Origin of the sequence: Cellulomonas pakistanensis (assembly GCF_016862755.1) — a bacterium.
Taxonomy (GTDB): Bacteria; Actinomycetota; Actinomycetes; order Actinomycetales; family Cellulomonadaceae; genus Cellulomonas; species Cellulomonas pakistanensis.
The window spans coordinates 1-22,251 of record NZ_BONO01000005.1 but is presented as its reverse complement, the minus strand read 5'-3'; the positions used below and the strand labels follow the sequence as shown (position 1 = coordinate 22,251).

23 protein-coding genes and 4 tRNA genes are annotated in these 22,251 nt (G+C 76.0%); 23 read left to right on the top strand and 4 right to left on the bottom strand.

What is annotated here, in order from left to right; genetic code table 11:
- Window positions 1–144: 144 nt before the first annotated feature.
- The 6 genes from garR (at window position 145) to Cpa01nite_RS04645 (ending at window position 5,387) form a co-directional block, all read left to right on the top strand.
- A complete protein-coding gene (garR, locus tag Cpa01nite_RS04670) occupies window positions 145–1,032 on the top strand; it encodes a 2-hydroxy-3-oxopropionate reductase (protein ID WP_203667592.1) in 888 nt (295 codons plus the stop codon).
- Window positions 1,029–1,742, top strand: coding sequence for a bifunctional 4-hydroxy-2-oxoglutarate aldolase/2-dehydro-3-deoxy-phosphogluconate aldolase (locus Cpa01nite_RS04665; RefSeq protein WP_203667591.1), 714 nt, complete (start codon window positions 1,029–1,031; stop codon window positions 1,740–1,742). Before garR ends, Cpa01nite_RS04665 begins: the two co-directional genes overlap by 4 nt.
- The gene (locus tag Cpa01nite_RS04660; RefSeq protein WP_203667590.1) at window positions 1,739–2,872 is read left to right on the top strand and encodes a glycerate kinase; all 1,134 of its coding nucleotides are present in this window, start codon (window positions 1,739–1,741) and stop codon (window positions 2,870–2,872) included. Before Cpa01nite_RS04665 ends, Cpa01nite_RS04660 begins: the two co-directional genes overlap by 4 nt.
- 92 nt (window positions 2,873–2,964) lie before the next feature.
- Window positions 2,965–3,900: a glycoside hydrolase family 26 protein gene (locus tag Cpa01nite_RS04655; RefSeq protein WP_203667589.1), complete on the top strand. Its 936-nt coding sequence runs from the start codon at window positions 2,965–2,967 to the stop codon at window positions 3,898–3,900.
- 84 nt (window positions 3,901–3,984) lie between these two features.
- Window positions 3,985–4,515 carry a winged helix-turn-helix domain-containing protein gene (locus tag Cpa01nite_RS04650; RefSeq protein ID WP_203667588.1) on the top strand — a complete coding sequence of 177 codons (531 nt, stop codon included), beginning with the start codon at window positions 3,985–3,987 and terminating at the stop codon, window positions 4,513–4,515.
- Window positions 4,512–5,387 carry a M23 family metallopeptidase gene (locus Cpa01nite_RS04645; RefSeq protein ID WP_239068529.1) on the top strand — a complete coding sequence of 292 codons (876 nt, stop codon included), beginning with the start codon at window positions 4,512–4,514 and terminating at the stop codon, window positions 5,385–5,387. Before Cpa01nite_RS04650 ends, Cpa01nite_RS04645 begins: the two co-directional genes overlap by 4 nt.
- Before the next feature lie 323 nt (window positions 5,388–5,710).
- On the opposite strand, the gene Cpa01nite_RS04640 is transcribed toward Cpa01nite_RS04645, so the two are convergent.
- The 3 genes from Cpa01nite_RS04640 to Cpa01nite_RS04630 form a co-directional block, all read right to left on the bottom strand.
- A tRNA-Val gene (locus Cpa01nite_RS04640) sits at window positions 5,711–5,785 on the bottom strand.
- A gap of 13 nt (window positions 5,786–5,798) precedes the next feature.
- A tRNA-Cys gene (locus Cpa01nite_RS04635) sits at window positions 5,799–5,869 on the bottom strand.
- Window positions 5,870–5,922: 53 nt separating this feature from the next.
- Window positions 5,923–5,994: transfer RNA gene (locus tag Cpa01nite_RS04630), tRNA-Gly, on the bottom strand.
- A gap of 228 nt (window positions 5,995–6,222) precedes the next feature.
- Between Cpa01nite_RS04630 and Cpa01nite_RS04625 the strand changes: the two genes are divergently transcribed.
- The gene (locus tag Cpa01nite_RS04625; protein ID WP_203667587.1) at window positions 6,223–7,452 is read left to right on the top strand and encodes a chorismate-binding protein; all 1,230 of its coding nucleotides are present in this window, start codon (window positions 6,223–6,225) and stop codon (window positions 7,450–7,452) included.
- A gap of 5 nt (window positions 7,453–7,457) precedes the next feature.
- Complete coding sequence (locus Cpa01nite_RS04620) at window positions 7,458–8,297, top strand: aminotransferase class IV (RefSeq protein ID WP_203667586.1); 840 nt, start codon at window positions 7,458–7,460, stop codon at window positions 8,295–8,297.
- A 24-nt stretch (window positions 8,298–8,321) separates the two neighbouring features.
- Here the strand turns inward: Cpa01nite_RS04620 and Cpa01nite_RS04615 are convergent, their stop codons facing one another.
- Window positions 8,322–8,750 carry an SsgA family sporulation/cell division regulator gene (locus tag Cpa01nite_RS04615; RefSeq protein ID WP_154728987.1) on the bottom strand — a complete coding sequence of 143 codons (429 nt, stop codon included), beginning with the start codon at window positions 8,748–8,750 and terminating at the stop codon, window positions 8,322–8,324.
- A gap of 218 nt (window positions 8,751–8,968) precedes the next feature.
- Here Cpa01nite_RS04615 and Cpa01nite_RS04610 point away from each other — a divergent pair.
- The 15 genes from Cpa01nite_RS04610 (at window position 8,969) to ruvB (ending at window position 22,228) form a co-directional block, all read left to right on the top strand.
- A tRNA-Val gene (locus Cpa01nite_RS04610) sits at window positions 8,969–9,040 on the top strand.
- A 173-nt stretch (window positions 9,041–9,213) separates the two neighbouring features.
- On the top strand, window positions 9,214–11,229 hold the full coding sequence (thrS, locus tag Cpa01nite_RS04605; protein WP_203667585.1) for a threonine--tRNA ligase: 2,016 nt from the start codon (window positions 9,214–9,216) through the stop codon (window positions 11,227–11,229).
- A gap of 4 nt (window positions 11,230–11,233) precedes the next feature.
- Window positions 11,234–11,842, top strand: a complete 609-nt coding sequence (locus Cpa01nite_RS04600; RefSeq protein ID WP_373307323.1) for an HIT family protein — start codon at window positions 11,234–11,236, stop codon at window positions 11,840–11,842.
- A 7-nt stretch (window positions 11,843–11,849) separates the two neighbouring features.
- Window positions 11,850–12,467: a phosphatidylinositol phosphate synthase gene (gene pgsA / locus Cpa01nite_RS04595; protein WP_203667584.1), complete on the top strand. Its 618-nt coding sequence runs from the start codon at window positions 11,850–11,852 to the stop codon at window positions 12,465–12,467.
- On the top strand, window positions 12,464–13,459 hold the full coding sequence (locus Cpa01nite_RS04590; RefSeq protein ID WP_203667583.1) for a phosphatidylinositol mannoside acyltransferase: 996 nt from the start codon (window positions 12,464–12,466) through the stop codon (window positions 13,457–13,459). The genes pgsA and Cpa01nite_RS04590 overlap by 4 nt, the downstream gene beginning before the upstream one ends.
- Before the next feature lie 32 nt (window positions 13,460–13,491).
- The gene (locus tag Cpa01nite_RS04585; RefSeq protein ID WP_203667702.1) at window positions 13,492–14,685 is read left to right on the top strand and encodes a glycosyltransferase family 4 protein; all 1,194 of its coding nucleotides are present in this window, start codon (window positions 13,492–13,494) and stop codon (window positions 14,683–14,685) included.
- Window positions 14,682–15,314, top strand: a complete 633-nt coding sequence (locus tag Cpa01nite_RS04580; protein ID WP_203667582.1) for a hypothetical protein — start codon at window positions 14,682–14,684, stop codon at window positions 15,312–15,314. Before Cpa01nite_RS04585 ends, Cpa01nite_RS04580 begins: the two co-directional genes overlap by 4 nt.
- A 122-nt stretch (window positions 15,315–15,436) precedes the next feature.
- The gene (gene pdxS, locus Cpa01nite_RS04575) at window positions 15,437–16,360 is read left to right on the top strand and encodes a pyridoxal 5'-phosphate synthase lyase subunit PdxS (protein ID WP_203667581.1); all 924 of its coding nucleotides are present in this window, start codon (window positions 15,437–15,439) and stop codon (window positions 16,358–16,360) included.
- Window positions 16,361–16,437: 77 nt separating this feature from the next.
- Window positions 16,438–16,992, top strand: coding sequence for an NUDIX hydrolase (locus tag Cpa01nite_RS04570; RefSeq protein WP_203667580.1), 555 nt, complete (start codon window positions 16,438–16,440; stop codon window positions 16,990–16,992).
- Between the two features lie 49 nt (window positions 16,993–17,041).
- On the top strand, window positions 17,042–18,256 hold the full coding sequence (locus Cpa01nite_RS04565) for a pyridoxal phosphate-dependent aminotransferase (RefSeq protein WP_239068528.1): 1,215 nt from the start codon (window positions 17,042–17,044) through the stop codon (window positions 18,254–18,256).
- 9 nt (window positions 18,257–18,265) lie between these two features.
- Window positions 18,266–18,883, top strand: coding sequence for a pyridoxal 5'-phosphate synthase glutaminase subunit PdxT (pdxT, locus tag Cpa01nite_RS04560; RefSeq protein ID WP_203667579.1), 618 nt, complete (start codon window positions 18,266–18,268; stop codon window positions 18,881–18,883).
- Window positions 18,884–18,968: 85 nt separating this feature from the next.
- Window positions 18,969–19,724, top strand: a complete 756-nt coding sequence (locus Cpa01nite_RS04555; protein WP_203667578.1) for a YebC/PmpR family DNA-binding transcriptional regulator — start codon at window positions 18,969–18,971, stop codon at window positions 19,722–19,724.
- 153 nt (window positions 19,725–19,877) lie between these two features.
- The gene (gene ruvC / locus Cpa01nite_RS04550; protein WP_203667577.1) at window positions 19,878–20,450 is read left to right on the top strand and encodes a crossover junction endodeoxyribonuclease RuvC; all 573 of its coding nucleotides are present in this window, start codon (window positions 19,878–19,880) and stop codon (window positions 20,448–20,450) included.
- 109 nt (window positions 20,451–20,559) lie between these two features.
- Window positions 20,560–21,180, top strand: coding sequence for a Holliday junction branch migration protein RuvA (ruvA, locus tag Cpa01nite_RS04545; protein ID WP_203667576.1), 621 nt, complete (start codon window positions 20,560–20,562; stop codon window positions 21,178–21,180).
- Window positions 21,173–22,228, top strand: coding sequence for a Holliday junction branch migration DNA helicase RuvB (ruvB, locus tag Cpa01nite_RS04540; RefSeq protein ID WP_373307322.1), 1,056 nt, complete (start codon window positions 21,173–21,175; stop codon window positions 22,226–22,228). Before ruvA ends, ruvB begins: the two co-directional genes overlap by 8 nt.
- The last annotated feature ends 23 nt before the right edge of the window (window positions 22,229–22,251 follow it).

Here is a 22,251-nt window from a genome sequence, read left to right as displayed (position 1 = left end):
TTATGTGACGAGTGCCGCGCCGGTCGACGGATTCCCGATGCCTGCGAGGCATCACCCCATGCGATCTTGGGCTTGGACGCGCATCACCCGGCGCTCCTACGGTGCTGAGGACGGCAGTGACGCCCCCGGGAAGGACCGGCAGCCATGCGGATCGGATTCATCGGCCTCGGCATCATGGGCAGGCCCATGGCGCTCAACCTCCTGCGGGCCGGCCACGACCTGGTGGTGAGCAGCGGCAGCCACGCCGCCGACGAGCTCGCCGGGGCCGGCGCGACGCTCGCCGACGGGCCGCGCGCGATCGCGGAGCAGGTCGAGCTCGTGATCACCATGCTGCCGAACGGCCCGGAGGTGCAGCAGGTCGCGCTCGGGGACGACGGCGTCGCCGCCGGCGCGCACGACGGCCTGGTGCTGGTCGACATGAGCTCGATCGCCCCGACCGCCGCCCGCGCCGTGCACGACGGTCTCGCCGCGGTCGGCGTCCCGATGCTGGACGCGCCGGTCAGCGGCGGCGAGCCCAAGGCCGTCGACGGCACCCTGTCGATCATGGTCGGCGGCGACGAGGCCGTGTTCGACCGGGTCCGCGACGTGCTCGGCGTCCTCGGCGCGTCGGTGGTGCGGGTCGGGCCGATCGGCGCGGGCAGCACCGCCAAGCTCGCCAACCAGGTCGTGGTCGCGGCGAACATCGCGGCGGTGTCCGAGGCGCTCGTGCTGGCCGAGCTCGCGGGCGTCGACCCCGAGGCGGTGGTCGCGGCGATCCGCGGCGGCCTCGCCGGCAGCGCGGTGCTCGAGTCCAAGGGCCCGATGATGCTGCGCCGCGACTTCGCGCCGGGCTTCCGGATCGAGCTGCACGCCAAGGACCTGCGCAACGCCCGGGAGACCGGCGAGGTGCTCTCCGCCCCGCTGCCGCTCACCACCGCGGTGCTCGCGATGATGGAGCAGCTGGAGCAGGACGGGCACGGCGGCGACGACCACAGCGGTCTCGTGCAGCACTACGAGGACCGGGCCGGCACGCGGATCGGGGCGGAGCGGTGACCGCGGGCGGGGCAGAGGCCGGCAGCGGGGCGAGGGCCGGCGGCGGGGCGGGGGCCGCCGCGTTCGACCGCCTGGCCGCGCGCCCCGTCGTCGCCATCCTGCGGGCCCCCGACGCCGACCGGTTCCTGGCCGCCTCCGAGGTGCTGTGGGAGGCCGGCTTCCGCTGCCTGGAGTTCACCCTGACCACGCGGGGCGCGCTGGAGGCCGCGCGCCGCGCGCGGGCCGAGCTGCCCGCGGAGCTCCTGCTCGCGGTCGGCACCGTCCGGACCGAGCGGCACGTGCGCGAGGCCGTCGACGCCGGTGCGGACCTGCTCGTGAGCCAGGTGCTCCGGGCGCCGCTCGTCGAGCTCGCGCGGTCGTCGGGCGTGCCGTTCGTGCCCGGTGCGCTCACCCCGACCGAGGTCGTGGCCGCCTGGGAGACCGGCGTCCCGGCCGTCAAGGTCTCGCCGATCGGGCCGGTCGGCGGGCTGGAGTACCTGGACCAGCTGCGCGCGCCGCTGCCCGACATCCCGCTCATGCCGACCGGCGGCGTGGCGGTCGACGAGGTCGGCGCGTACCTCGCGCGGGGCGCCGCCGCCGTCGGGCTGAGCGGCCCGCTCCTCGGGGACGCGCTGCTGCCCGGCGGGGACCTCGGTGCGCTCCGCGACCGGGCGCGGCGGGCGGTCGCCGGCGCCGCGGAGGCGGCGGCCCCGACCGCGGCGCGGCCGTGACGGTCGTCGTCGCCCCGGACAAGTTCAAGGGCTCCGCCACCGCCGACGAGGTCGCCCGGCACCTCGCCGCGGGGATCCGGGCGGCGGCACCCGGGACGGAGGTCGTCGAGGTGCCCGTCGCGGACGGCGGCGAGGGCACGGTCGACGCCGCGCTGCGGCAGGGCTTCCGGGCCGTGCCGGTCCGGGTCCGGGGGCCGCTCGGCGCCCCCGTGGACGCGGTGGTCGCCGTGCGCGAAGGGACCGCGGTGGTCGAGCTCGCGCAGGCGTCCGGGCTCGCGCTGGTCGAGGGCGCGCCCGACCCGCTCGCCGCCACGACCTACGGCACGGGGCAGCTCGTCGCCGCCGCGCTCGACGCGGGCTGCCGCACGGTCGTGCTCGGGCTGGGCGGGAGCGCCAGCACCGACGGCGGGGCGGGGTTGCTGCAGGCGCTCGGCGCGACCCTGCTCGACGCCGGGGGAGCGCCGGTCCCCGCGGGCGAGGGGCACCCCCTGGTGGTGCACGGCCTCGACCTGGCGGGGCTGGACCCGCGGTTGCGGGCGGTCGACGTGGTCGTCGCGACCGACGTGGACAACCCGCTGCTCGGCCCCCGCGGCGCCGCCCCGGTGTTCGCGCCGCAGAAGGGCGCGGACCCCGGCCAGGTGGGCGTGCTGGCGGAGGCGCTGGGCCGGTGGGCGGACCTGCTCGGGGCCGCCGCGGGCGCGGTGCCGGGCGCGGGCGTGGTGCCGGGCGCGAACGCGACCCCTGGCGCGGGCGCCGCCGGAGGCGTCGGGTTCGCCGCCCTCGCGGCGCTGGGCGCGCGCGTCCGGCCGGGCGTCGACGTCGTGCTGGAGCTGGTCGGGCTCGCGGACGCCCTGACAGGCGCGCGCCTGGTCGTCACCGGCGAGGGGTCGCTCGACGAGCAGTCGGCGGGCGGCAAGGCCCCGGTCGGTGTGGCACGGGCGGCGGTCGCGGCGGGCGTCCCGGTCGTCGCCGTCGCCGGCCGGGTGGCGCTCGGCCCCGACCGGCTCCGGGCGCTGGGGTTCCGGGCGGCGTACGCGCTGGCCGACCTCGAGCCCGACCCGGCGCGGTCGATGGCGGGGGCGCCGCGGCTGCTGCGCGAGGTGGGGCGGCGGATCGGCGCCACGCTCTGACGCGCGGCCGGGGGTGCGCTCCGCCGTCCTGCGACCGGACGCCCGACCTCAGGTTCTGTCAACGACCCACCGCGCCGGCCGATGGGCGCGGCATGCCGATGTCACGACGTTCGTTCCTCGCCGCCGCCGCGGTGGCGAGCACCGGCGCCCTCGCCCTCCCGTCGGGTGCGTCCGCCGCCGGTGGTCCGCCGCCGTTCGGCGTCACGGTGCCGTGGGGCCCGTTCGACGCCGCCGCCTGGTCCCGCCGGGTGGCGACCCTCGGAGCCGCGCCCCGGTACGCGCTCTGGTACGCGTCGTTCGTCGAGGCGCCGGACCCGGCGAAGCTGGCGGCGGTGTCCGCGGCGGGCGTCGTGCCGGTCCTGAGCTGGGAGCCGTGGGACCCGGCACGGAAGAACCAGAAGGCGTTCGCCCTCGCGCGGTTCCTCGACGGGGACCACGACGCGACGATCCGCCGCTGGGGCGACGCGCTGGCCCGCTACGGCGGCCCGGTGCACCTGCGCTTCGCCCACGAGATGAACGCCGGCGGGTACCCGTGGGCCGTGGGCGTCCAGGGCAACACCGCCGCCCAGTACGTGGCCACCTGGCGCCGCGTGCACGGGCTGCTCCGGAGCCGCGGGGCGACCCGGGTGGTCCGGGTGTGGTCGCCCAACGTCTCCTTCCCGGGTTCCGCCCCGCTCGCGTCCGTGTTCCCCGGTGCCGAGCACGTCGACGTCGTGGGGATCGACGGGTACAACTGGGGCACCGTGCGGCGGGACTCCACCTGGCAGAGCCCGTCCCGGGTCTTCGACGCGACGGCGGCCGAGCTGCGGCGCATCGCCCCGGGCAAGCCCCTGCTGCTGGCCGAGACGGCCTCGACCGAGCGGGGCGGCGACAAGGCGCGCTGGATCGCGGAGCTGTTCCGGTGGATGGCGGCGCAGCGCGACGTCAGGGGGTTGATCTGGTTCGACGAGAACAAGGAGACGGACTGGCGCATCGCGAGCTCGCAGGCGTCCCTGGCCGCGTTTCGCGAGGCGGTGGCCCGCCGCTGACCGTTCCGCCACCGCGTGCGCGAGGTCGGGCGGCGGCTCGTCGTCACGCTCTGACGGTGGTACGGATGTGCGTACTATCGATCTATGACCGAGCCGACCGACGCGCGGGCCGACCTCGACGACCTCCGCGACCGGGTCGCCGCCCTGGAGCGCCGACTGGGCGCGCCACCGGCGCCGGCTGCCGGCCCGCGTGACGGGGACGACTTCTGGGCGCTGTCCGCGCTGCGCGCCCGGCTGGCCGACCACGAGTCCACGAGCGACGGCGCGGTGGTGCTCGTCGGCTCCCTCCGCCTCCCGACGGGCGAGCCGGTGTCCTGGCAGCAGGGCGCCGGCACCGCCGGGCTGCTCGAGATCGACTGGTCGGACCGGGCGCCGGCCTTCGCCGCGCTGGGCAGCCCCGTGCGGATCGAGCTCCTGCGGCACGTGCTGGCGGGCACCCGGAGCACCGCGGAGCTGGCGGCGCTGGAGCAGCTGGGCACCACCGGGCAGCTGCACCACCACCTCCGGCAGCTGCTCGCCGCGGGCTGGCTCCGGCAGAGCGGGCGGGGTGCCTACGAGGTGCCCGCCGCGCGCGTCGTCCCGCTGCTGGCGTGCCTCGCGGCGGTGGAGCGGTGACCGCCGTGGCGCGCCTGCTGTACCGCGCGCGGCTGCGCATCATGGCCGCGGGCGTCCTGCTGATCCTGCTCTCGACGGTGCTCCGGCTGGTGCTGCCCGACGGCGGGCTCCGCTCGGCGCTGGGGCTGGGCCCGCTGCTCGGGGTCGTGCTGATGGGCGTCGCGCTCGTCGTGTCGCGCAGGGGCCGCCCGGTCGACCCGGGCGGCGCTCGGGCGGTCGCGTCGCCGGTGCGAGGGAGGTGGCGCGCGCTGAACAGCCCGGCGACGCGCGTGCCGAGCCACGGCACCCGCGCCTACGGCCAGGCGTACGCCATCGACCTGGTGCACGAGCCGGACGAGGGGGCGCGGCCGGCGTTCGGGGCCGGGTTCCGCCCCGCCGGCGACTACCCGGCGTTCGGCGAGCCGGTTCTCGCGATGGTGGCCGGCGTGGTGGTCGCCGCCTCGGACCGGCAGCGCGACCACCGCGCGCGGTCGTCGTGGCTCGGGTTCGCCTACCTGGTGGTCGAGGGCGCGGTGCGGGAGCTCGGCGGGCCGCGGTTCGTCGTCGGCAACCACGTCGTCGTCCGGACCCCGGAGGGCGCGCACGCGCTGGTGGCGCACCTGCGCCGCGGCTCGCTGCGCGTCGCACCGGGCGACGCCGTCGTCGCCGGGCAGCAGATCGCGGAGTGCGGCAACTCGGGCAACAGCAGCGAGCCGCACGTGCACGCGCAGCTCATGGACCGCGCATCGCTGTGGGAGGCGCAGGGGCTGCCGATGGCGTTCCGGGGGATCGAGGTCACCGGCGACGGCGAGGCCGCGGCGGGCGCCGCCGACGGGCTGCCGGGGAACGACGAGGTGATGCTCGCGGCGCGATCCGGCGCCGACTGGCCCTGAGCGATGCTCCCGCCCCGGCGCGACCCGGAACCGGTCGGACGATCGTCGGGGACGTCGCCAGCAGGACGACGCCCAGCACGAACAGCACCCCCGCGAGGCTGAGCAGGGCGTAGCCCGCCACCGGGCGCCGCGCGCGGTCCGACATGGCCGTGAAGAGCAGCACCAGCGCGAACAGGACGGTCAGGAGCGTGGAGCCGTCACCGCGCTGGTTGTTCCGCAGGGCGTCGGCGAAGGACGCGTCGGCACGGGCGTCGGCCTCGGTGGCCTCCGCCGTCCCCGGGGAACGACGAAGGCCCCGGGTCGGTGACCTGGGGCCTTCGTGCTGGTGGGCGATACTGGGATCGAACCAGTGACCTCTTCCGTGTCAGGGAAGCGCGCTACCGCTGCGCCAATCGCCCGGGTGCTACTACGAGGTGGAGATGGGATTCGAACCCACGTATACGGCTTTGCAGGCCGCTGCCTCGCCTCTCGGCCACTCCACCCTGAGACCTCAGTCCTCAGCGACCGAAAGGTCGGCCGGGAGTGTCTGCCTCCGAGCGGACGACGGGATTCGAACCCGCGACCCTCACCTTGGCAAGGTGATGCTCTACCACTGAGCCACGTCCGCGCGCCTGTCCTGCCGGTTCTCACCGGCGTTCCTGGTGCGTCGAGAACATTAGCCGACTTCCGAGGTGGGAGTCCAATTGGCTGACCAGGGGCCCGGAGTCCCGCGTGATGACGCGGATCCGGGCCCCGGGAGGCGCTCCGGAGGCGCCCGCGGGCCTGCGACGGGTGGTGCGACCTGCGCCACACCCGCAGGTCACGCGCCCGTGCCCGGGCTGGCTAGCGTGGCCCCGTGCCGACTCAGCCCGCCGCCCCCGCGGCGCACCCGACCGCCGCCGACGGCGTCGCCTGGTTCGGCGGCCGGGTGCTGCGCGACCCGGTCGAGCACGTCCCGGACGTCGCTCGGGAGCCGGGGCGGCTGCGGGCGCCGGGCCACTGGGTGCTGGTCGGCGACTTCGAGGGCCCGGTGGCGGCCTGGCGGTTCCGCACCGCGGAGCCCGGCGCCGCGCCGGACCTGGGCACCGGCACCGGCGCCGCGCCCGATCCCGGCCAGGGCCGCCGCTGGCGCGGCCCCGACCCCGGGGCGTGGACCTCGTCCCTCGACGAGCCCGCCTACGTCGCCGCCGTCGCGGCCGTCCGGGACGCCGTGCGCGAGGGGGACGTCTACCAGGCCAACCTCTGCCGCGTGCTCTCCGCCCCGCTGCCGGCCGACGGCGGCCGCGAGCCCGACGCCCGCGCCCTCGGCGCCCGCCTCGCCGCGGGCAACCCCGCGCCGTACGCCGGCGGCGTGCACGTGCCGGCCGGGGGAGCGGTGCCGCCGGTGTGGGTGGTCACGGCCTCGCCGGAGCTGTACCTGCGGGTGGAGGACGGCTGGGTCACCTCGGCGCCGATCAAGGGCACCGCGCCGACGGCGGCCGGTCTCACCGCGAAGGACCGCGCCGAGAACGTGATGATCACCGACCTGGTGCGCAACGACCTGCAGCGGGTGTGCGAGCCGGGGACGGTCGAGGTGACGACGCTGCTCGGCGTCGAGGAGCACCCCGGGCTCGTGCACCTGGTGTCGACGGTCCGCGGGCGGCTGCGCGCCGACGTGCGGGACGGCGCGGACGCGTGGGCGCGGCTGCTCGGCGCGACGTTCCCGCCGGGGTCGGTGTCCGGGGCGCCGAAGTCGTCGGCACTCGACCTGATCCGGCGGCTCGAGCCCGTCCCGCGCGGGCCGTACTGCGGCGCGGTCGGCTGGGTCGAGGTCGACGACCGGGGAGCCGTCCGCGCGGAGCTGGCCGTCGGGATCCGCACGTTCGTCTGGCGCGACGGGGTGCTGCGGTTCGGCACCGGCGCCGGCATCACGTGGGGGAGCGACCCCGACGCGGAGTGGGCCGAGACGGAGCTGAAAGCCCGCCGGCTCGTCGGGTTGGCCTCGGCGCCCCCGGAGGCCCCGAAGCCCCCGGAGGCTCCGGCGCCCCCGGCGGCCCCGGCGCCCCCGGCGGCCCCGGAGGCCCCGGCGGCCCCGGTGGCAGACTGACCGCCGTGGCGAGCGTCCTGTGGGCCGGCGGCCGGCTGCGCGACCCGCGCGAGCCCGTCGTCGCCGGCACCGACCCCGGCGTCGCGACCGGGCTCGGCCTGTTCGAGACGTGCGCGGTCGTGCGGGGCCGGGCGTTCGCGCTCACCCGGCACCTGGCCCGGCTCGCCGCGTCGCTGGACGCGCTGGGCCTGCCCGCGGTCGACGGCGCGGAGGTCCGCGCGGCCGTCGCCGAGGTGCTCGGGGCGAGCGGCCCCGAGGTGGGCCGGCTGCGGATCACGGTGACCCCCGGCGCGCCCGGGGCCGACGCCCGCCCCGTCCTGGTCGTCTCCGCCGCCCCCGCCCCGGTGCGCGGCCCGGCCCACGTCGTCCGGTCCCCGTGGGTGCGCAACGAGCGCTCGCCGCTCGCCGGCCACAAGTCGACCTCCTACGCCGCGGACGTCCTCGCGCTGGCGGCGGCGACCCGCGCCGGCGGGAACGAGGCCCTGCTGGCGAACACCCGCGGTGCGCTGTGCGAGGGCACGACCTCCAACGTGCTGGTCGAGCGCGGCGGCGCGCTGCTGACGCCGGCGCTGTCGTCGGGGTGCCTGCCGGGAGTGACGCGCGCGCTGGTGCTCGACTGGGCGGCCGACGCCGGGCTGCCGGTCCGCGAGGCCGGCGCCGAGGAGCTGCCGTGGTCCGTCGTCGAGGACGCGCGCGAGGGCTCCGCGGGGCTCGCGCTCACCGGGTCGCTGCGCGGCGTCGTGGGCGTCGAGGCCGTCGAGGGTGAGCCGACGCGGGTCGGCCCGCTCACCGCCGAGGTCGCGCGGCTGTTCCGGGCGCGCTCGGACGACGACCTGGACCCGTAGGCCCGGACCCGCGCGGCCGACCCGTCAGGCGGTGAGCAGCGCGGCGATGAGGGCGGCGATCTCGCCCTCCATGCGGTCGCTCTCCGTGCCGAGCGCGACGAGCTGCTCGGTCGCGGTGAGGAACCGCTCCAGGGGCTCGGACGGGGACGCGAGGAGCGCGCTGCCCTCGATGCCCGTGAGCGAGACGAGGGTGAACATCGGGTCCTCGTCGCGCCACACCTGGACGTCGCCGCAGCCGGCGGGGTCCTCGGCGTCGGCGAGCATGCCCTGGAGCAGGAGCTCCCGGCCGAGCAGCCAGACCGAGGTGGATTGGGGCGACGTGAACACGGCGCGCACCGTGTACGGGTCGCTCACGCGGTAGGACAGCTCGGCGGTGACCGGCAGGACGCTGGCATCGGAGCTGATGAGCTGCATGGCGACGGTCTCGACGACGTCGTACGAGCGCTGGGCCACCGCAACCTCCTTCACACACGTCTCGCGAGACGACCATCATGACGCACGGGGCGCCAGGTGCGTCAGTCCAGGGCGGAACTTCACCCACCCGGACGCCTCACCGGCACCCCGCGCCGGCCGACGGCGCGCGACCCCGCGGCCGCCGGCCCGCTCCACGACCGGGACGGCGGCGCCGATTTCGGTTCCGCGCCCCGGGTCGGGTAATGTTCTCGTCTGCCGGGCGATTGGCGCAGTGGTAGCGCGCTTCGTTCACACCGAAGAGGTCACTGGTTCGAACCCAGTATCGCCCACCGGCTCGAAGGCCCCGGTCCCGCAGCGGACCGGGGCCTTCGTCGTGCGACGGCCGCCGTGCGGCGACCCGGGCCCCGGCGGAGCGCCGCGGGCCCTCGACCGGGTGACCGGTCGGTAGCATCGACCCGGACCCCGCGCGCGAGGTGCGGGCCGACCCGAGGAGACCCCTGTCGTGTCCGAGCTCATCACCCTCACCGTCGACGGCACCAGCACCACGGCCGAGGCGGGGACGACGGGCACGGACCTGTTCTCCGCTCGCCGCGACGTGGTCGTCATGCGCGTCGACGGGGACCTCCAGGACCTGTCCCGCCCGCTGGCGGACGGCGCCACCGTCGAGGCCGTCACGATCGACTCGCCGGACGGGCTCGCCGTGCTGCGGCACTCGGCCGCGCACGTGCTCGCGCAGGCGGTGCAGGAGGTCAACCCGAAGGCGAAGCTCGGCATCGGCCCGCCGGTGACCGACGGCTTCTATTACGACTTCGACGTCGAGGACCCGTTCACGCCCGAGGACCTCAAGGCCCTCGAGAAGGCGATGTCGCGGATCGTGCGCGAGGGCCAGACGTTCCGCCGGGTCGAGGTGACGGACGACGAGGCGCGCGCGCTGGCCGCGGACGAGCCCTACAAGCTCGAGCTGATCGGCCTGAAGTCCACCGCGGACACAGCGGGCGAGGGCGCCTCCGTCGAGGTCGGCGCCGGCGGCCTGACGTACTACCAGAACGTGCGCGGCGCGGGCCGGGAGACCGAGACGGTCGTCTGGCAGGACCTGTGCCGCGGCCCGCACGTGCCCAGCACCAAGGTGCTCGGCAACGGCTTCCAGCTGACCCGCTCGGCCGCGGCCTACTGGCGGGGGAGCGAGAAGAACCCGCAGCTGCAGCGCGTGTACGGCACGGCATGGCCGACCAAGGACGAGCTCAAGGCGTACCTGGAGCGGGTCGCCGAGGCCGAGCGCCGCGACCACCGCCGGCTCGGCACCGAGCTCGACCTGTTCTCGTTCCCGGACGAGATCGGCTCGGGCCTGGCGGTGTTCCACCCCAAGGGCGGCATCATCCGCATGGAGATGGAGGAGTACAGCCGGCGCAAGCACGTCGAGGCCGGCTACTCGTTCGTCAACTCGCCGCACATCACCAAGCAGCAGCTGTTCGAGATCTCGGGCCACCTCGACTGGTACGCGGACGGGATGTACCCCCCGATGCAGCTGGACGAGGAGCGGGACGCCGAGGGCAACATCAAGCGCGCGGGGCAGAACTACTACCTCAAGCCGATGAACTGCCCGATGCACAACCTGATCTTCGACTCCCGGGGCCGCTCGTACCGCGAGCTGCCGCTGCGGCTGTTCGAGTTCGGCACGGTGTACCGGTACGAGAAGTCCGGCGTGGTGCACGGCCTGACCCGCGCCCGCGGCTTCACGCAGGACGACGCGCACATCTACTGCACCCGCGAGCAGATGAAGGGCGAGCTCACCAGCCTGCTCACGTTCGTCCTCGACCTGCTCAAGGACTACGGCCTGGACGACTTCTACCTGGAGCTGTCCACCCGGAACCCGGAGAAGTCGGTCGGCGAGGACGCGGCCTGGGAGGAGGCGACCGAGACGCTGCGCCAGGTCGCCACCGAGTCCGGCCTCGAGCTGGTCCCGGACCCGGGCGGCGCCGCGTTCTACGGCCCGAAGATCTCCGTCCAGGCCAAGGACGCGATCGGCCGCACCTGGCAGATGTCGACGATCCAGCTCGACTTCAACCTGCCGGAGCGGTTCGACCTCGAGTACACCGCCGCGGACGGCACCCGCCAGCGCCCGGTGATGATCCACCGCGCGCTGTTCGGGTCGATCGAGCGGTTCTTCGCGGTGCTGACCGAGCACTACGCGGGGGCGTTCCCGGCCTGGCTCGCGCCGGTGCAGGTGCTCGCGGTGCCGGTGGCCGAGCCGTTCGAGCCGTACCTCGAGGACGTCGTGGCCCAGCTGCGCGCCCAGGGCATCCGCGCCGAGCTCGACCGGTCCAGCGACCGGTTCGGCAAGAAGATCCGCAACGCCAGCACGCAGAAGATCCCGTTCGTGCTGATCGCGGGCGGCGAGGACGCCGAGGCCGGCGCGGTGTCGTTCCGGTACCGGGACGGCCGCCAGGAGAACGGCGTGCCGGTCGCGGAGGCCGTGCAGCGGGTCGTGACCGCGGTCCGCGAGCACGCGCAGGTCTGACGCGGTGACCGAGCACGAGGGCACCGGCCCGGGCGGGCCGGCGGTGGAGGACGCCGCCGGCCTCCCGGGCGTGCCCGACGGCTTCGGCCGCCTGTGGACCCCGCACCGGATGGCGTACATCGGCGGCGAGAACAAGCCGGCCGACGGCGCGGAGGGTGACGGGTGCCCGTTCTGCCGCATCCCCGGCCTGCCCGACGAGGACGGCCTGGTCGTCGCGCGCGGCGCCGTGGCCTACGTGGTGCTCAACCTGTACCCGTACAACGGCGGGCACGTCCTGGTGGTCCCGTACCGGCACGTCGCCGACTACACCGACCTGACGGGCGCCGAGGTGGCGGAGGTCGCGGAGCTGACCCGCACCGCGATGCGCGTGCTGCGCGAGGTCAGCGGCCCGCACGGCTTCAACCTGGGCATGAACCAGGGCGCCGTCGCCGGCGCGGGCATCGCCGCGCACCTGCACCAGCACGTCGTGCCCCGCTGGTCGGGCGACAGCAACTTCCTGCCGATCGTCGGGCGGACCCGGGCGCTGCCCGAGCTGCTGCACGACACCCGGGCGCGCCTCGCGGCGGCCTGGCCGGCGGACGGCGACCCCGCCGCCGGCGACCAGAAGGGATGACCGGGACGTGCTGAACGGACTGCGAGGGGCCATGACGCGGCTCTTCACGCCGGTGGCGGACGCGCTGCTCAAGCGCGGCGTCTCCCCGGACGCCGTGACCATCACCGGCACCGTGGCCGTCGTCGTGGCGGCCCTGTGGCTGTTCCCGGCGGGCCATTTCCTGGCCGCGAGCCTGGTCATCGCGTTCTTCGCGCTCACCGACAGCCTGGACGGGGTCATGGCGCGGCGCGCCGGCCGGTCCGGGCCGTGGGGCGCGTTCCTCGACTCGACCCTCGACCGGTTCGGCGACGCGGCGATCTTCTCGGGGATCGTGCTGTGGTTCGTGCACGGCAGCGGCTCGTCCTGGGCGGACTGGGGCGCCGGCCTCGCGCTGGCCTGCCTGGTGCTCGGCTCGATCGTGCCGTACGCCCGGGCCCGCGCCGAGGGGCTCGGCATGACGGCGGCGGTCGGGATCGCGGAGCGCGCCGACCGGCTGGCCGCGGTGCTGGTCGCGACGGCCCTGGTCGGGGTCGGCGTGCCGGAGCCGGTGCTCGTCGTCGTGCTCGGCCTGCTCGCGGTCGCGTCGTTCGTCACGGTCGTGCAGCGGATGCTCACGGTCCGCCGCCAGGCGCTGGCGGCCCGGTGAGGCGCCCGCAGGTGGACGTCGCGGCGCTGTTCGCGCTCGCGTGGCGGGTCGTCGGCAAGGTCCCCGACCCGGTGGTGCGCGGGGCGTTCCGGCTGGTGGCAGACGTGATCTGGCTGCTGCGCGGGGCCGGGGTCCGCCAGCTCGAGGCGAACCTCCGCCGGGTGCGCCCGCAGGCCCGCCCGGAGGAGATCCGCCGGCTGAGCCTGCTCGGCATGCGGTCGTACATGCGCTACTACGGCGAGTCGTTCGCGCTGGTCGGCGCGCGGCCGGAGCAGATCGACGCGCGGGTGCGGCTCGTCGACCCGGGCGAGGTCGTCGCGACGATGAACGAGGGCCGGATGGTCGTCATGGCGCTGGGCCACCTGGGCAACTGGGACCTCGCCGGCGCCTGGGCCACCCGCAACCTCGGCCGGACCGTCACGGTCGCCGAGCGGCTCAAGCCCGAGGCGCTGTTCCAGGAGTTCCTGGCGTTCCGCGAGGGCATCGGGCTGGAGATCATCCCGCTGTCGGGCGGTGGCGCGGGCGGCGGCGTGTTCCGCGAGCTCGTGCGCGCGGCGCGGCAGCCGACCCCCGGCCTCATCCCGCTGCTCGCCGACCGGGACCTCACGGCCCGCGGCGTCGAGGTCGACCTGTTCGGCGAGCGCGCGCGCGTCGCCGCCGGCCCGGCCGCGCTGGCCGTCTCCACGGGCGCGCCGCTGTGCGCCACGTCGATCACCTACGAGCGGCTGACCGGCGCGCGCCGCCGCGCCGCCGGGACGGCGTGGGGCATCGTCATCGAGTTCGGCCGGCTGCTGACCGTGCCCGACGACGTGCCGCGCGCCGACCGGGTCGCGGTGCTCACGCAGGCCTGGGTCGACGACCTGGGCCGCGGGATCGCCCGCGCGCCGCAGGACTGGCACATGCTGCAGAAGGTGTTCGTCGCCGACCTCGACCCCGAGCGGTACGCCCGGACGGTCGCGGAGGCCGAGGGCGCGCCGGCGGCGACCTCGTGATCGCCGGCCTCGCCCCCGCCGGGTCGCGGCCGCTGCGGGTCGGCATCGTCTGCCCGTACTCGTTCGACGTGCCGGGCGGCGTGCAGTTCCACGTCCGGGACCTCGCCGAGGCGCTGATCGACCGCGGGCACAGCGTGTCCGTGCTGGCGCCGGCCGACGAGGACACCCCGATCCCGGAGTACATGACGTCGGTCGGCCGCGCCGTGCCCGTCCGGTACAACGGGTCGGTCGCGCGCCTGGCGTTCGGGCCGATGACCGCCGCTCGTGTGCGCCGCTGGCTCGAGGCCGGGCAGTTCGACGTGCTGCACCTGCACGAGCCCGCGACGCCGTCGCTCAGCATGCTGGCGCTGTGGATCGCCGACGGGCCCGTCGTGGCGACGTTCCACTCGTCGCTCGTGCGCTCCCGCTCGCTGCAGCTCGCGTACCCGCTGGTCCGGCAGTCGCTGGAGAAGATCGGCGCCCGCATCGCGGTGTCCGAGGACGCCCGGCGCACGCTGGTCGAGCACCTCGGCGGCGACGCGGTCGTCATCCCGAACGGCGTGTACGTCGACGCGTTCGCCGGCGCCCGCCCGGACCCGCGCTGGGTCGGCACCCCCGAGGCGCCCACCGTCGTGTTCCTCGGGCGGCTGGACGAGCCGCGCAAGGGCCTGCCCGTGCTGCTCGAGGCCGTGCCGGAGGTGCGCCGGGCGTTCCCGGGCGTGCGGGTCCTGGTCGCCGGGCGCGGGGACACCGGCCCGGCCGAGGTCCGCGAGCTGCTCGGCGACGACGCGGACGCGGTCGAGTTCCTCGGCGGGATCAGCGACGAGGAGAAGGCGCAACTGCTCGCGTCGGCCGACGTCTACTGCGCCCCGCAGACCGGCGGCGAGTCGTTCGGCATCGTGCTGGTCGAGGCGATGAGCGCGGGCACCGCGGTGCTGGCGTCCGACCTCGGCGCGTTCCGGCGGGTGCTGGACGACGGGCAGGCCGGCGCCCTGTTCCGCACCGGCGACCCCGCGGACCTCGCACGCGTGCTGGTCGGCCTGCTCGGCGACGCCCGCGGGCGCGCGCGGGTGGCGGCCGCGGGGGAGGCGGCCGTCGCGCGGTACGACTGGTCGACGGTGACGCACCAGGTGCTCACGGTGTACGAGATGGCCGTCGAGGGCAGCGCGGCGCCGGTGGGCGAGGACCCGACGTCGCTGCGCGGCGCCCGGACGGCGCTCCGCCGCCTGCGGGGTGACGACTCGTGACCTGGTCCGAGATCGCGGTGCTCGTCGTCGGCGTGCTGCTGGTCGTCCTGTGGTGGTCCTGGCTCGCCGCGTCCCGCATCGACCGCCTGCACCGCAAGGTCGCGGCGTCGCGCGCCGTCGTCGACACCCAGCTGCTCCGCCGGGCGTCCGCGGCGTCGACCCTGGCGGCGTCCGGGGTGCTGGACCCGGTGAGCTCGGTGCTCGTCGGCGAGGCGTCCTGGGCGTCGATCGCGGCCGGCAGCCCGCAGACGCAGGGCATGGCGCGGCTGCCGGACGAGCTGCGCGGCCCGCAGTGCGTCGACCCGGCCGCCGCGGACCGCGGCCTGGTCGAGTCGGAGCTGTCGTCCACCTTGCGCGAGGCGCTCGACGACCCCGACGAGGTCGCCGCCCTGCGGGAGGAGCCCGGCGCCGCCGAGCTGCTCGACGCGCTCGGCGACGCCTGGTACCGCGTGCAGCTCGCCCGCCGGTTCCACAACGAGGCGGTCGCCCAGGCGCAGCGGATGCGCCGCGGCTGGGCCGTCCGCACGCTGCGGCTCGCCGGGCGCGCGCCCATGCCGCAGACGCTCGAGCTGGACGACGCGTGGCCCGCCGCGCTCGGCCGGCCCGGGCAGCCGCCGGCCACCGCCTGACGGCCGGGGCGCGCGCCCGCGCGCGCCCCGGGTGCGCCCCGTGGACGCCCGCCGTCCTGCCGGCCGCACGCGACTACGATGGACCCCGGAAACCCCCTCCCGTCCGAACTGCGAGGACCTCAGTGACCACCGACACCACCCAGCCCGCCACCGGCTCCGACGTCCCCGCGGTGGGCACCGCCCGCGTGAAGCGCGGCATGGCGGAGATGCTCAAGGGCGGCGTGATCATGGACGTCGTCACGGCCGAGCAGGCCAAGATCGCCGAGGACGCCGGCGCGGTCGCCGTCATGGCGCTCGAGCGGGTGCCCGCGGACATCCGCGCCCAGGGCGGCGTCGCGCGGATGAGCGACCCGGACCTCATCGACGGCATCGTCAACACCGTGTCGATCCCGGTCATGGCGAAGGCCCGCATCGGCCACTTCGTCGAGGCGCAGGTGCTGCAGAGCCTCGGCGTGGACTACGTGGACGAGTCCGAGGTGCTGACCCCGGCGGACTACGCGCACCACATCGACAAGTGGCAGTTCACCGTGCCGTTCGTCTGCGGCGCGACCAACCTGGGCGAGGCGCTGCGCCGCATCACCGAGGGCGCGGCGATGATCCGCTCCAAGGGCGAGGCCGGCACCGGCGACGTGTCGAACGCGACCACGCACATGCGCACCATCCGCGACGAGATCCGCCGCCTGTCCTCGCTGCCCGAGGACGAGCTGTTCCTCGCGGCCAAGGAGCTGCAGGCGCCGTACGACCTGGTGGTCGAGGTGGCCCGCGCCGGCAAGCTCCCGGTCGTGCTGTTCACCGCGGGCGGCATCGCGACCCCGGCCGACGCGGCGATGATGCGCCAGCTCGGCGCGGAGGGCGTGTTCGTCGGCTCCGGCATCTTCAAGTCGGGCAACCCGGCGCAGCGCGCCGCGGCGATCGTGAAGGCCACCACCTTCTACGACGACCCGGACGTCATCGCGAAGGTCTCCCGCGGCCTCGGCGAGGCGATGGTCGGCATCAACGTGGACGACGTCCCGGTGCCGCACCGCCTGGCCGAGCGCGGCTGGTGACCGGCCCCGCGCCGACCGACGGCCCGTCGACCCCCTCGGGGGCCGGCGGGCCGTCGCCGTCGGGGGACGGCGCTCCGGTGGTCACGTCGAGCACGGTGCTGGGCACCGACTGGGTCCTCGGCGACGACGGCCTGCGGTACCGCCGCGCGGCGCGGGTGCTGCTGGTCGACGCCGAGGACCGGCTGCTGCTGGTCCGCGGGCACGACGTCGACCAGCCCGAGCGGTCCTGGTGGTTCACGGTCGGCGGCGGGATCGACCCGGGGGAGTCCGCGCGCGACGCCGCCCTGCGCGAGCTGCGCGAGGAGACCGGGCTGGTGCTGGACGACGCCGCGCTCGTCGGGCCGGTGCTGACCCGGTCGGCGCTGTTCGACTTCTACGCCGAGCACTGCCGGCAGGACGAGGAGTTCTTCCTCGCCCGGGTCCAGACCGCCCTGGACGCCGCGGCGATCGCCCGGGACGGCTGGACCGAGGTCGAGCTCGACGTGCTGGACGAGCTGCGCTGGTGGCACCTGGACGACCTGGCCGCGGAGACGCGCGAGGTGTTCCCGGAGGGGCTGGCCGACCTGGTGCGGCCGCTGCTGGCGGGCTGGGACGGCACGGTGCGGCATCTCGGGCTGCAGCGCGACGACTGACGTTACCGGGCAGTAACGTCCGGGGCCGGTTCTCGGGTACGGTCGGCCGGTGCCGACCTCGACCTCGCCCGTGACCCGCATGCACCGCAGCGGCATCCGCACCCTCATGGAGCTCGCCATGCGCGACCCGGAGGCGATCCGCCTCGAGATCGGCGAGCCCGACGTGCCGACCCCCGCGCACGTCGTCGCCGCGGCCGGCCGGGACGCCGCCGCGGGGCACACCGGGTACACGTCGAGCACCGGCACGCCCGAGCTGCGCGCCGCGCTGGCCGAGAAGGTGCGCCGGGTCAACGGCCTGGACGTCACCGCCGCCGACGTCGTGGTGACCCACGGCGCGATGCACGGCCTCGCGATGGCGATCAGCGCGCTGGTCGGCCCGGGGGAGGAGGTGCTGCTGCCGGACCCCGAGTTCCCGAACTGGCGGATGGCCGCCGTCGCGGCGGGCGCGGACGTCGCGACCTACCCCGCGCACGCGGCGCACGGCTTCGTCCCGACCCTGGAGGACATCGCGGCGGCGATCACGCCCGCGACGCGGGTCCTCGTGGTGTGCTCGCCCAACAACCCCACGGGCGCGATGTACCCGCCCGAGCTGCTCGCGGGCGTCGTCGAGCTGGCCCGGGAGCGCGACCTGTGGGTGTTCTCCGACGAGTGCTACGAGGCGATCACCTTCGACCGCCCGCACGCGAGCCCCGCCGCGTTCGACACCGACGGCCGCGTGCTCACGTTCTTCAGCTTCTCCAAGACGTACGCGATGACCGGCTGGCGGCTCGGCTACGTCGTGTCCCGCGACCCGGGCGTGGTCGACCTGCTCGGGCAGGTCGCCGAGGCGACGGTCGCCTGCCCGTCGTCGGTCAGCCAGCGGGCCGCGCTCGCCGCGCTGACCGGCCCGCAGGACGACGTGGCCGCGGCCGTGGACTCGTACCGGGAGCGGCGGGACGCGGCCGTCGCGCTGCTCGACGGGCGCGGCATCCCGTCGGTCCGGCCGCAGGGCGCGTTCTACCTCATGGTGGACGTGTCGGCGGCGACGACGGACTCGGAGGCGTTCGCGCTGCGGCTGCTCGCGGACCGGCACGTCGCGGTGTCGCCGGGCAGCGCCTTCGGGCCGGGCGGCGAGGGCATGGTGCGGGTGTCGCTGGCGGGCGAGCGCGGCCGGCTGCTCGAGGGGCTGGCGCGGCTGGCGGACCTGGTGCACGCGTGGGGCGGCGCGGGTGCGCGGGCGGGGGCGTCGGGCGGCGGCGTGCTCGCGGCGGTCGCCGATTCGTAGGATGAGCGGGTGACCGCTTCCCCCACCATCGGTGTCCTGGCCCTGCAGGGCGACGTCCGCGAGCACCTGGCCGCCCTGCGCGCGGCCGGCGCGGAGGCCGTCCCGGTGCGCCGCGCGTCCGAGCTCGACGCCGTCGACGGCCTCGTCCTGCCGGGCGGTGAGTCGACGACGATCGACAAGCTCCTGCGCGCGTTCGAGCTGGACGGCCCCGTGCGCGACCGGCTCCGGGCCGGGATGCCCGCCTACGGGTCCTGCGCCGGGATGATCCTGCTCGCCGACCGGATCGAGGGGGGCATCGACGGGCAGCGCACGCTCGGCGGCCTCGACGTCACGGTGCGCCGGAACGCATTCGGGCGGCAGGTCGACTCGTTCGAGACCGACCTCACCATCGACGGCGTCCCGGACAGCGCGGACGACCCGGTGCACGCCGTGTTCATCCGCGCGCCGTGGGTGGACGAGGTCGGCCCCGCGGCCACGGCGCTCGCCCGCGTGGAGTCCGGGCCCGCCGCCGGTAGGATCGTCGCGGTGCGCCAGGGCTCGTTGCTCGCCACGTCCTTCCACCCGGAGGTGACGGGCGACACGCGGGTGCACCGGCTGTTCGTCGAGATCGTCCGCGACGCCCTGTGAGAGCGGGGGCGCGCTCCGCTGCCGGGGCGCGCCGCACCGCCGGCCCGGGCAGCGCCGGGGCGGCGCGGGAAACGAGAGGGAAGCGATGTCGGGTCACTCCAAGTGGGCCACCACCAAGCACAAGAAGGCCGTGATCGACGCGAAGCGCGGCAAGCTCTTCGCGAAGCTGATCAAGAACATCGAGGTCGCCGCGCGCACCGGCGGTGGTGACCCCGCGGGCAACCCGACGCTGTTCGACGCCATCCAGAAGGCCAAGAAGACCTCGGTCCCGAACGACAACATCGACCGCGCCGTCAAGCGCGGCTCCGGTGCCGAGGCCGGCGGCGCGGACTACCAGACGATCCTCTACGAGGGCTACGGCCCCGGCGGCGTCGCGTTCCTGGTCGAGTGCCTCACCGACAACCGGAACCGCGCGGCGGCCGACGTGCGCGTCGCGTTCACCCGCAGCGGCGGCCAGATGGCCGACCCGGGCTCGGTCGCGTACCTGTTCTCGCGCAAGGGCGTCGTGATGGTCCCGAAGGAGGGCACCACCGAGGACGACGTCATGCTGACCGTGCTCGAGGCGGGCGCCGAGGAGGTCAACGACGCCGGGGACCAGTTCGAGGTGCTGTCCGAGGCGACCGACCTGGTCGCCGTGCGCACCGCGCTGCAGGACGCCGGCATCGAGTACGACTCCGCCGACGTGGTGTTCTACCCGGCCACGCAGATCGAGGTGGACGCCGAGGGCGCGCGCAAGGTCCTGCGCCTGGTCGACGCGCTCGAGGACTCGGACGACGTGCAGAACGTCTACGCGAACTTCGACGCCTCCGACGAGGTCATGGCGGAGCTCGAGGACGACTGACCCCTCCGCACCCGACGACGCCCCGCCCGGTCCTCCGGCGCGGGGCGTCGTCGCGTCCGGCCCCCGGAGGCGCGACGAGTGGACGATCCGGCCCGACACACCCCGGCGTGTCGGGCCGGATCTTCCACTCGTGGGGGCTGGGAGGATGGGGGCGTGCGCGTACTCGGTGTGGACCCCGGCCTGACCCGCTGCGGGTTGGGCGTGGTCGACGGGCTGCCCGGCCGCAGGGTGCGGATGGTGGCTGTCGGGGTCGCGCAGAGCCCGCCCGCCGCCGACATCGACCAGCGCCTGCTGGTGATCGCCGCGACGATCGACGAGTGGCTCGAGGAGCACGCGCCCGACGCCCTGGCGGTCGAGCGGGTGTTCGCCCAGCACAACGTCAGCACCGTGATGGGCACCGCCCAGGTCGCGGGCATCGCGATGCTCGCGGCCGCGCGCCGGCGGATCCCGGTCGCGATGCACACGCCGTCCGAGGTGAAGGCCGCCGTCACCGGCAGCGGCCGCGCGGACAAGCCGCAGGTGCAGTCGATGGTGCAGCGCCTGCTCTCCCTGGACGAGCTGCCCCGGCCCGCCGACGCCGCCGACGCGCTCGCCCTGGCGATCTGCCACCTGTGGCGCCCGGCGGGGGCGGTCGGCGCCCCGCAGCGCGCCCCGGGGTCGATGACCGCGGCGCAGCGCGCGTGGGCCGCTGCCGAGCAGGCCGCCCGCCGCGTCCCGTCCCGCTGACCGCACCCGGCCGCGTGTCGTTCGTACACGTGTTCGCACGCGTGGCAGACTGCACGGCGGACGCCCGGCCGCCCGGCCGCGTGCGCGCCGCGGACTGGGAGGAGCCGGAGTGATCGCCTCGGTGCACGGGACCGTGCAGGCCGTGCGGCTGGACGCCGCCGTCGTGGAGGTCGGTGGCGTCGGCATGCTGGTGCAGGCGACCCCGGCGACGCTGGCGGGCCTGCGGGTCGGCCAGACCGCCACGCTGCACACGTCGCTGGTCGTGCGCGAGGAGTCGCTCACGCTGTTCGGCTTCGCCGACGACGACGAGCGCGAGGTGTTCGAGGTCCTCCAGCAGGTCAGCGGGGTCGGGCCGCGGCTCGCGCTCGCGATGCTGGCCGTGCACACCCCGGACGGCCTGCGCCGCGCGGTCGCCACCGAGGACCTGGCGGCCCTCAAGCGGGTGCCGGGCATCGGGCAGAAGGGCGCGCAGCGGATCGTGCTGGAGCTCGCCGACCGCCTGGGCGCCCCGGCGCCGGTCGCGCTCGCCGGTGGCACCGCGGCCCCGGCGGGACCGGCCGACCGCCGCGACCAGGTCGTCGACGCCCTCGTGGGCCTGGGCTGGAACCAGAAGGCGGCGACCGACGCGGTCGCCACCGTGCTCGACGGCAGCGACGAGCCGGTGGGGGAGGCGGAGGTCGCGGGCGTGCTGCGCGCGGCGCTACGGACGCTGGGCGGCGGCCGTGGCTGACGAGGCCGACCTGGGCGTGGAGCTCGACCCGGCGGACTCCGTCGTCCGACCCGGCGCCGACGACCTGGAGCGGGCGGCCGAGGCGGCGCTGCGCCCGCGGCACCTCGACGAGTTCGTCGGCCAGAAGGTCGTGCGCGAGCAGCTGTCCCTTGTGCTGCAGGCCGCGATCGGCCGCGGCCGCGCCCCGGACCACGTGCTGCTGTCCGGCCCGCCCGGGCTGGGCAAGACGACGCTGGCCATGATCATCGCCGCGGAGCTCGGCACCTCGCTGCGCGTCACCAGCGGCCCCGCGATCCAGCACGCCGGCGACCTGGCGGCGATCCTCTCCTCCCTGGAGGAGAACGAGGTGCTGTTCATCGACGAGATCCACCGGCTGGCCCGGCCCGCCGAGGAGCTGCTGTACGTCGCGATGGAGGACTTCCGGGTCGACGTGGTCGTCGGCAAGGGCGCGGGCGCGAGCGCGATCCCGCTCGCCCTGCCGCCGTTCACGGTCGTCGGCGCCACCACCCGCGCGGGCCTGCTGCCGGCGCCGCTGCGCGACCGGTTCGGGTTCACCGGCCACCTCGACTTCTACGCCGACGACGAGCTGGAGCGCGTGCTGCTCCGGTCCGCCGGCCTGCTGGGCGTGCCGCTCGCCCACGAGGCCGCGGCCGAGATCGCGTCCCGGTCCCGCGGCACCCCGCGCATCGCCAACCGGCTGCTGCGCCGGGTGCGCGACTGGGCGCAGGTGCGGGGCGACGGCACGCTGTCGCTCGAGGCGGCCCGCGCGGCGCTCGAGGTGTACGAGGTCGACCGCCGCGGCCTGGACCGGCTGGACCGCTCGGTGCTGACGGCGCTGTGCACCCGGTTCGGCGGCGGGCCCGTCGGGCTGACGACGCTGGCGGTCGCCGTCGGCGAGGAGCCGGAGACCGTGGAGACGGTCGCCGAGCCGTTCCTGGTGCGGGAGGGGCTGATCGGCCGGACCCCGCGCGGCCGGGTCGCGACCGCGGAGGCGTGGACCCACCTGGGGCTGTCGGCCCCGACCGCGGCCGATACGCTGTTCGGCTGAGACCGGCGCGCCGGTGGTCTAGC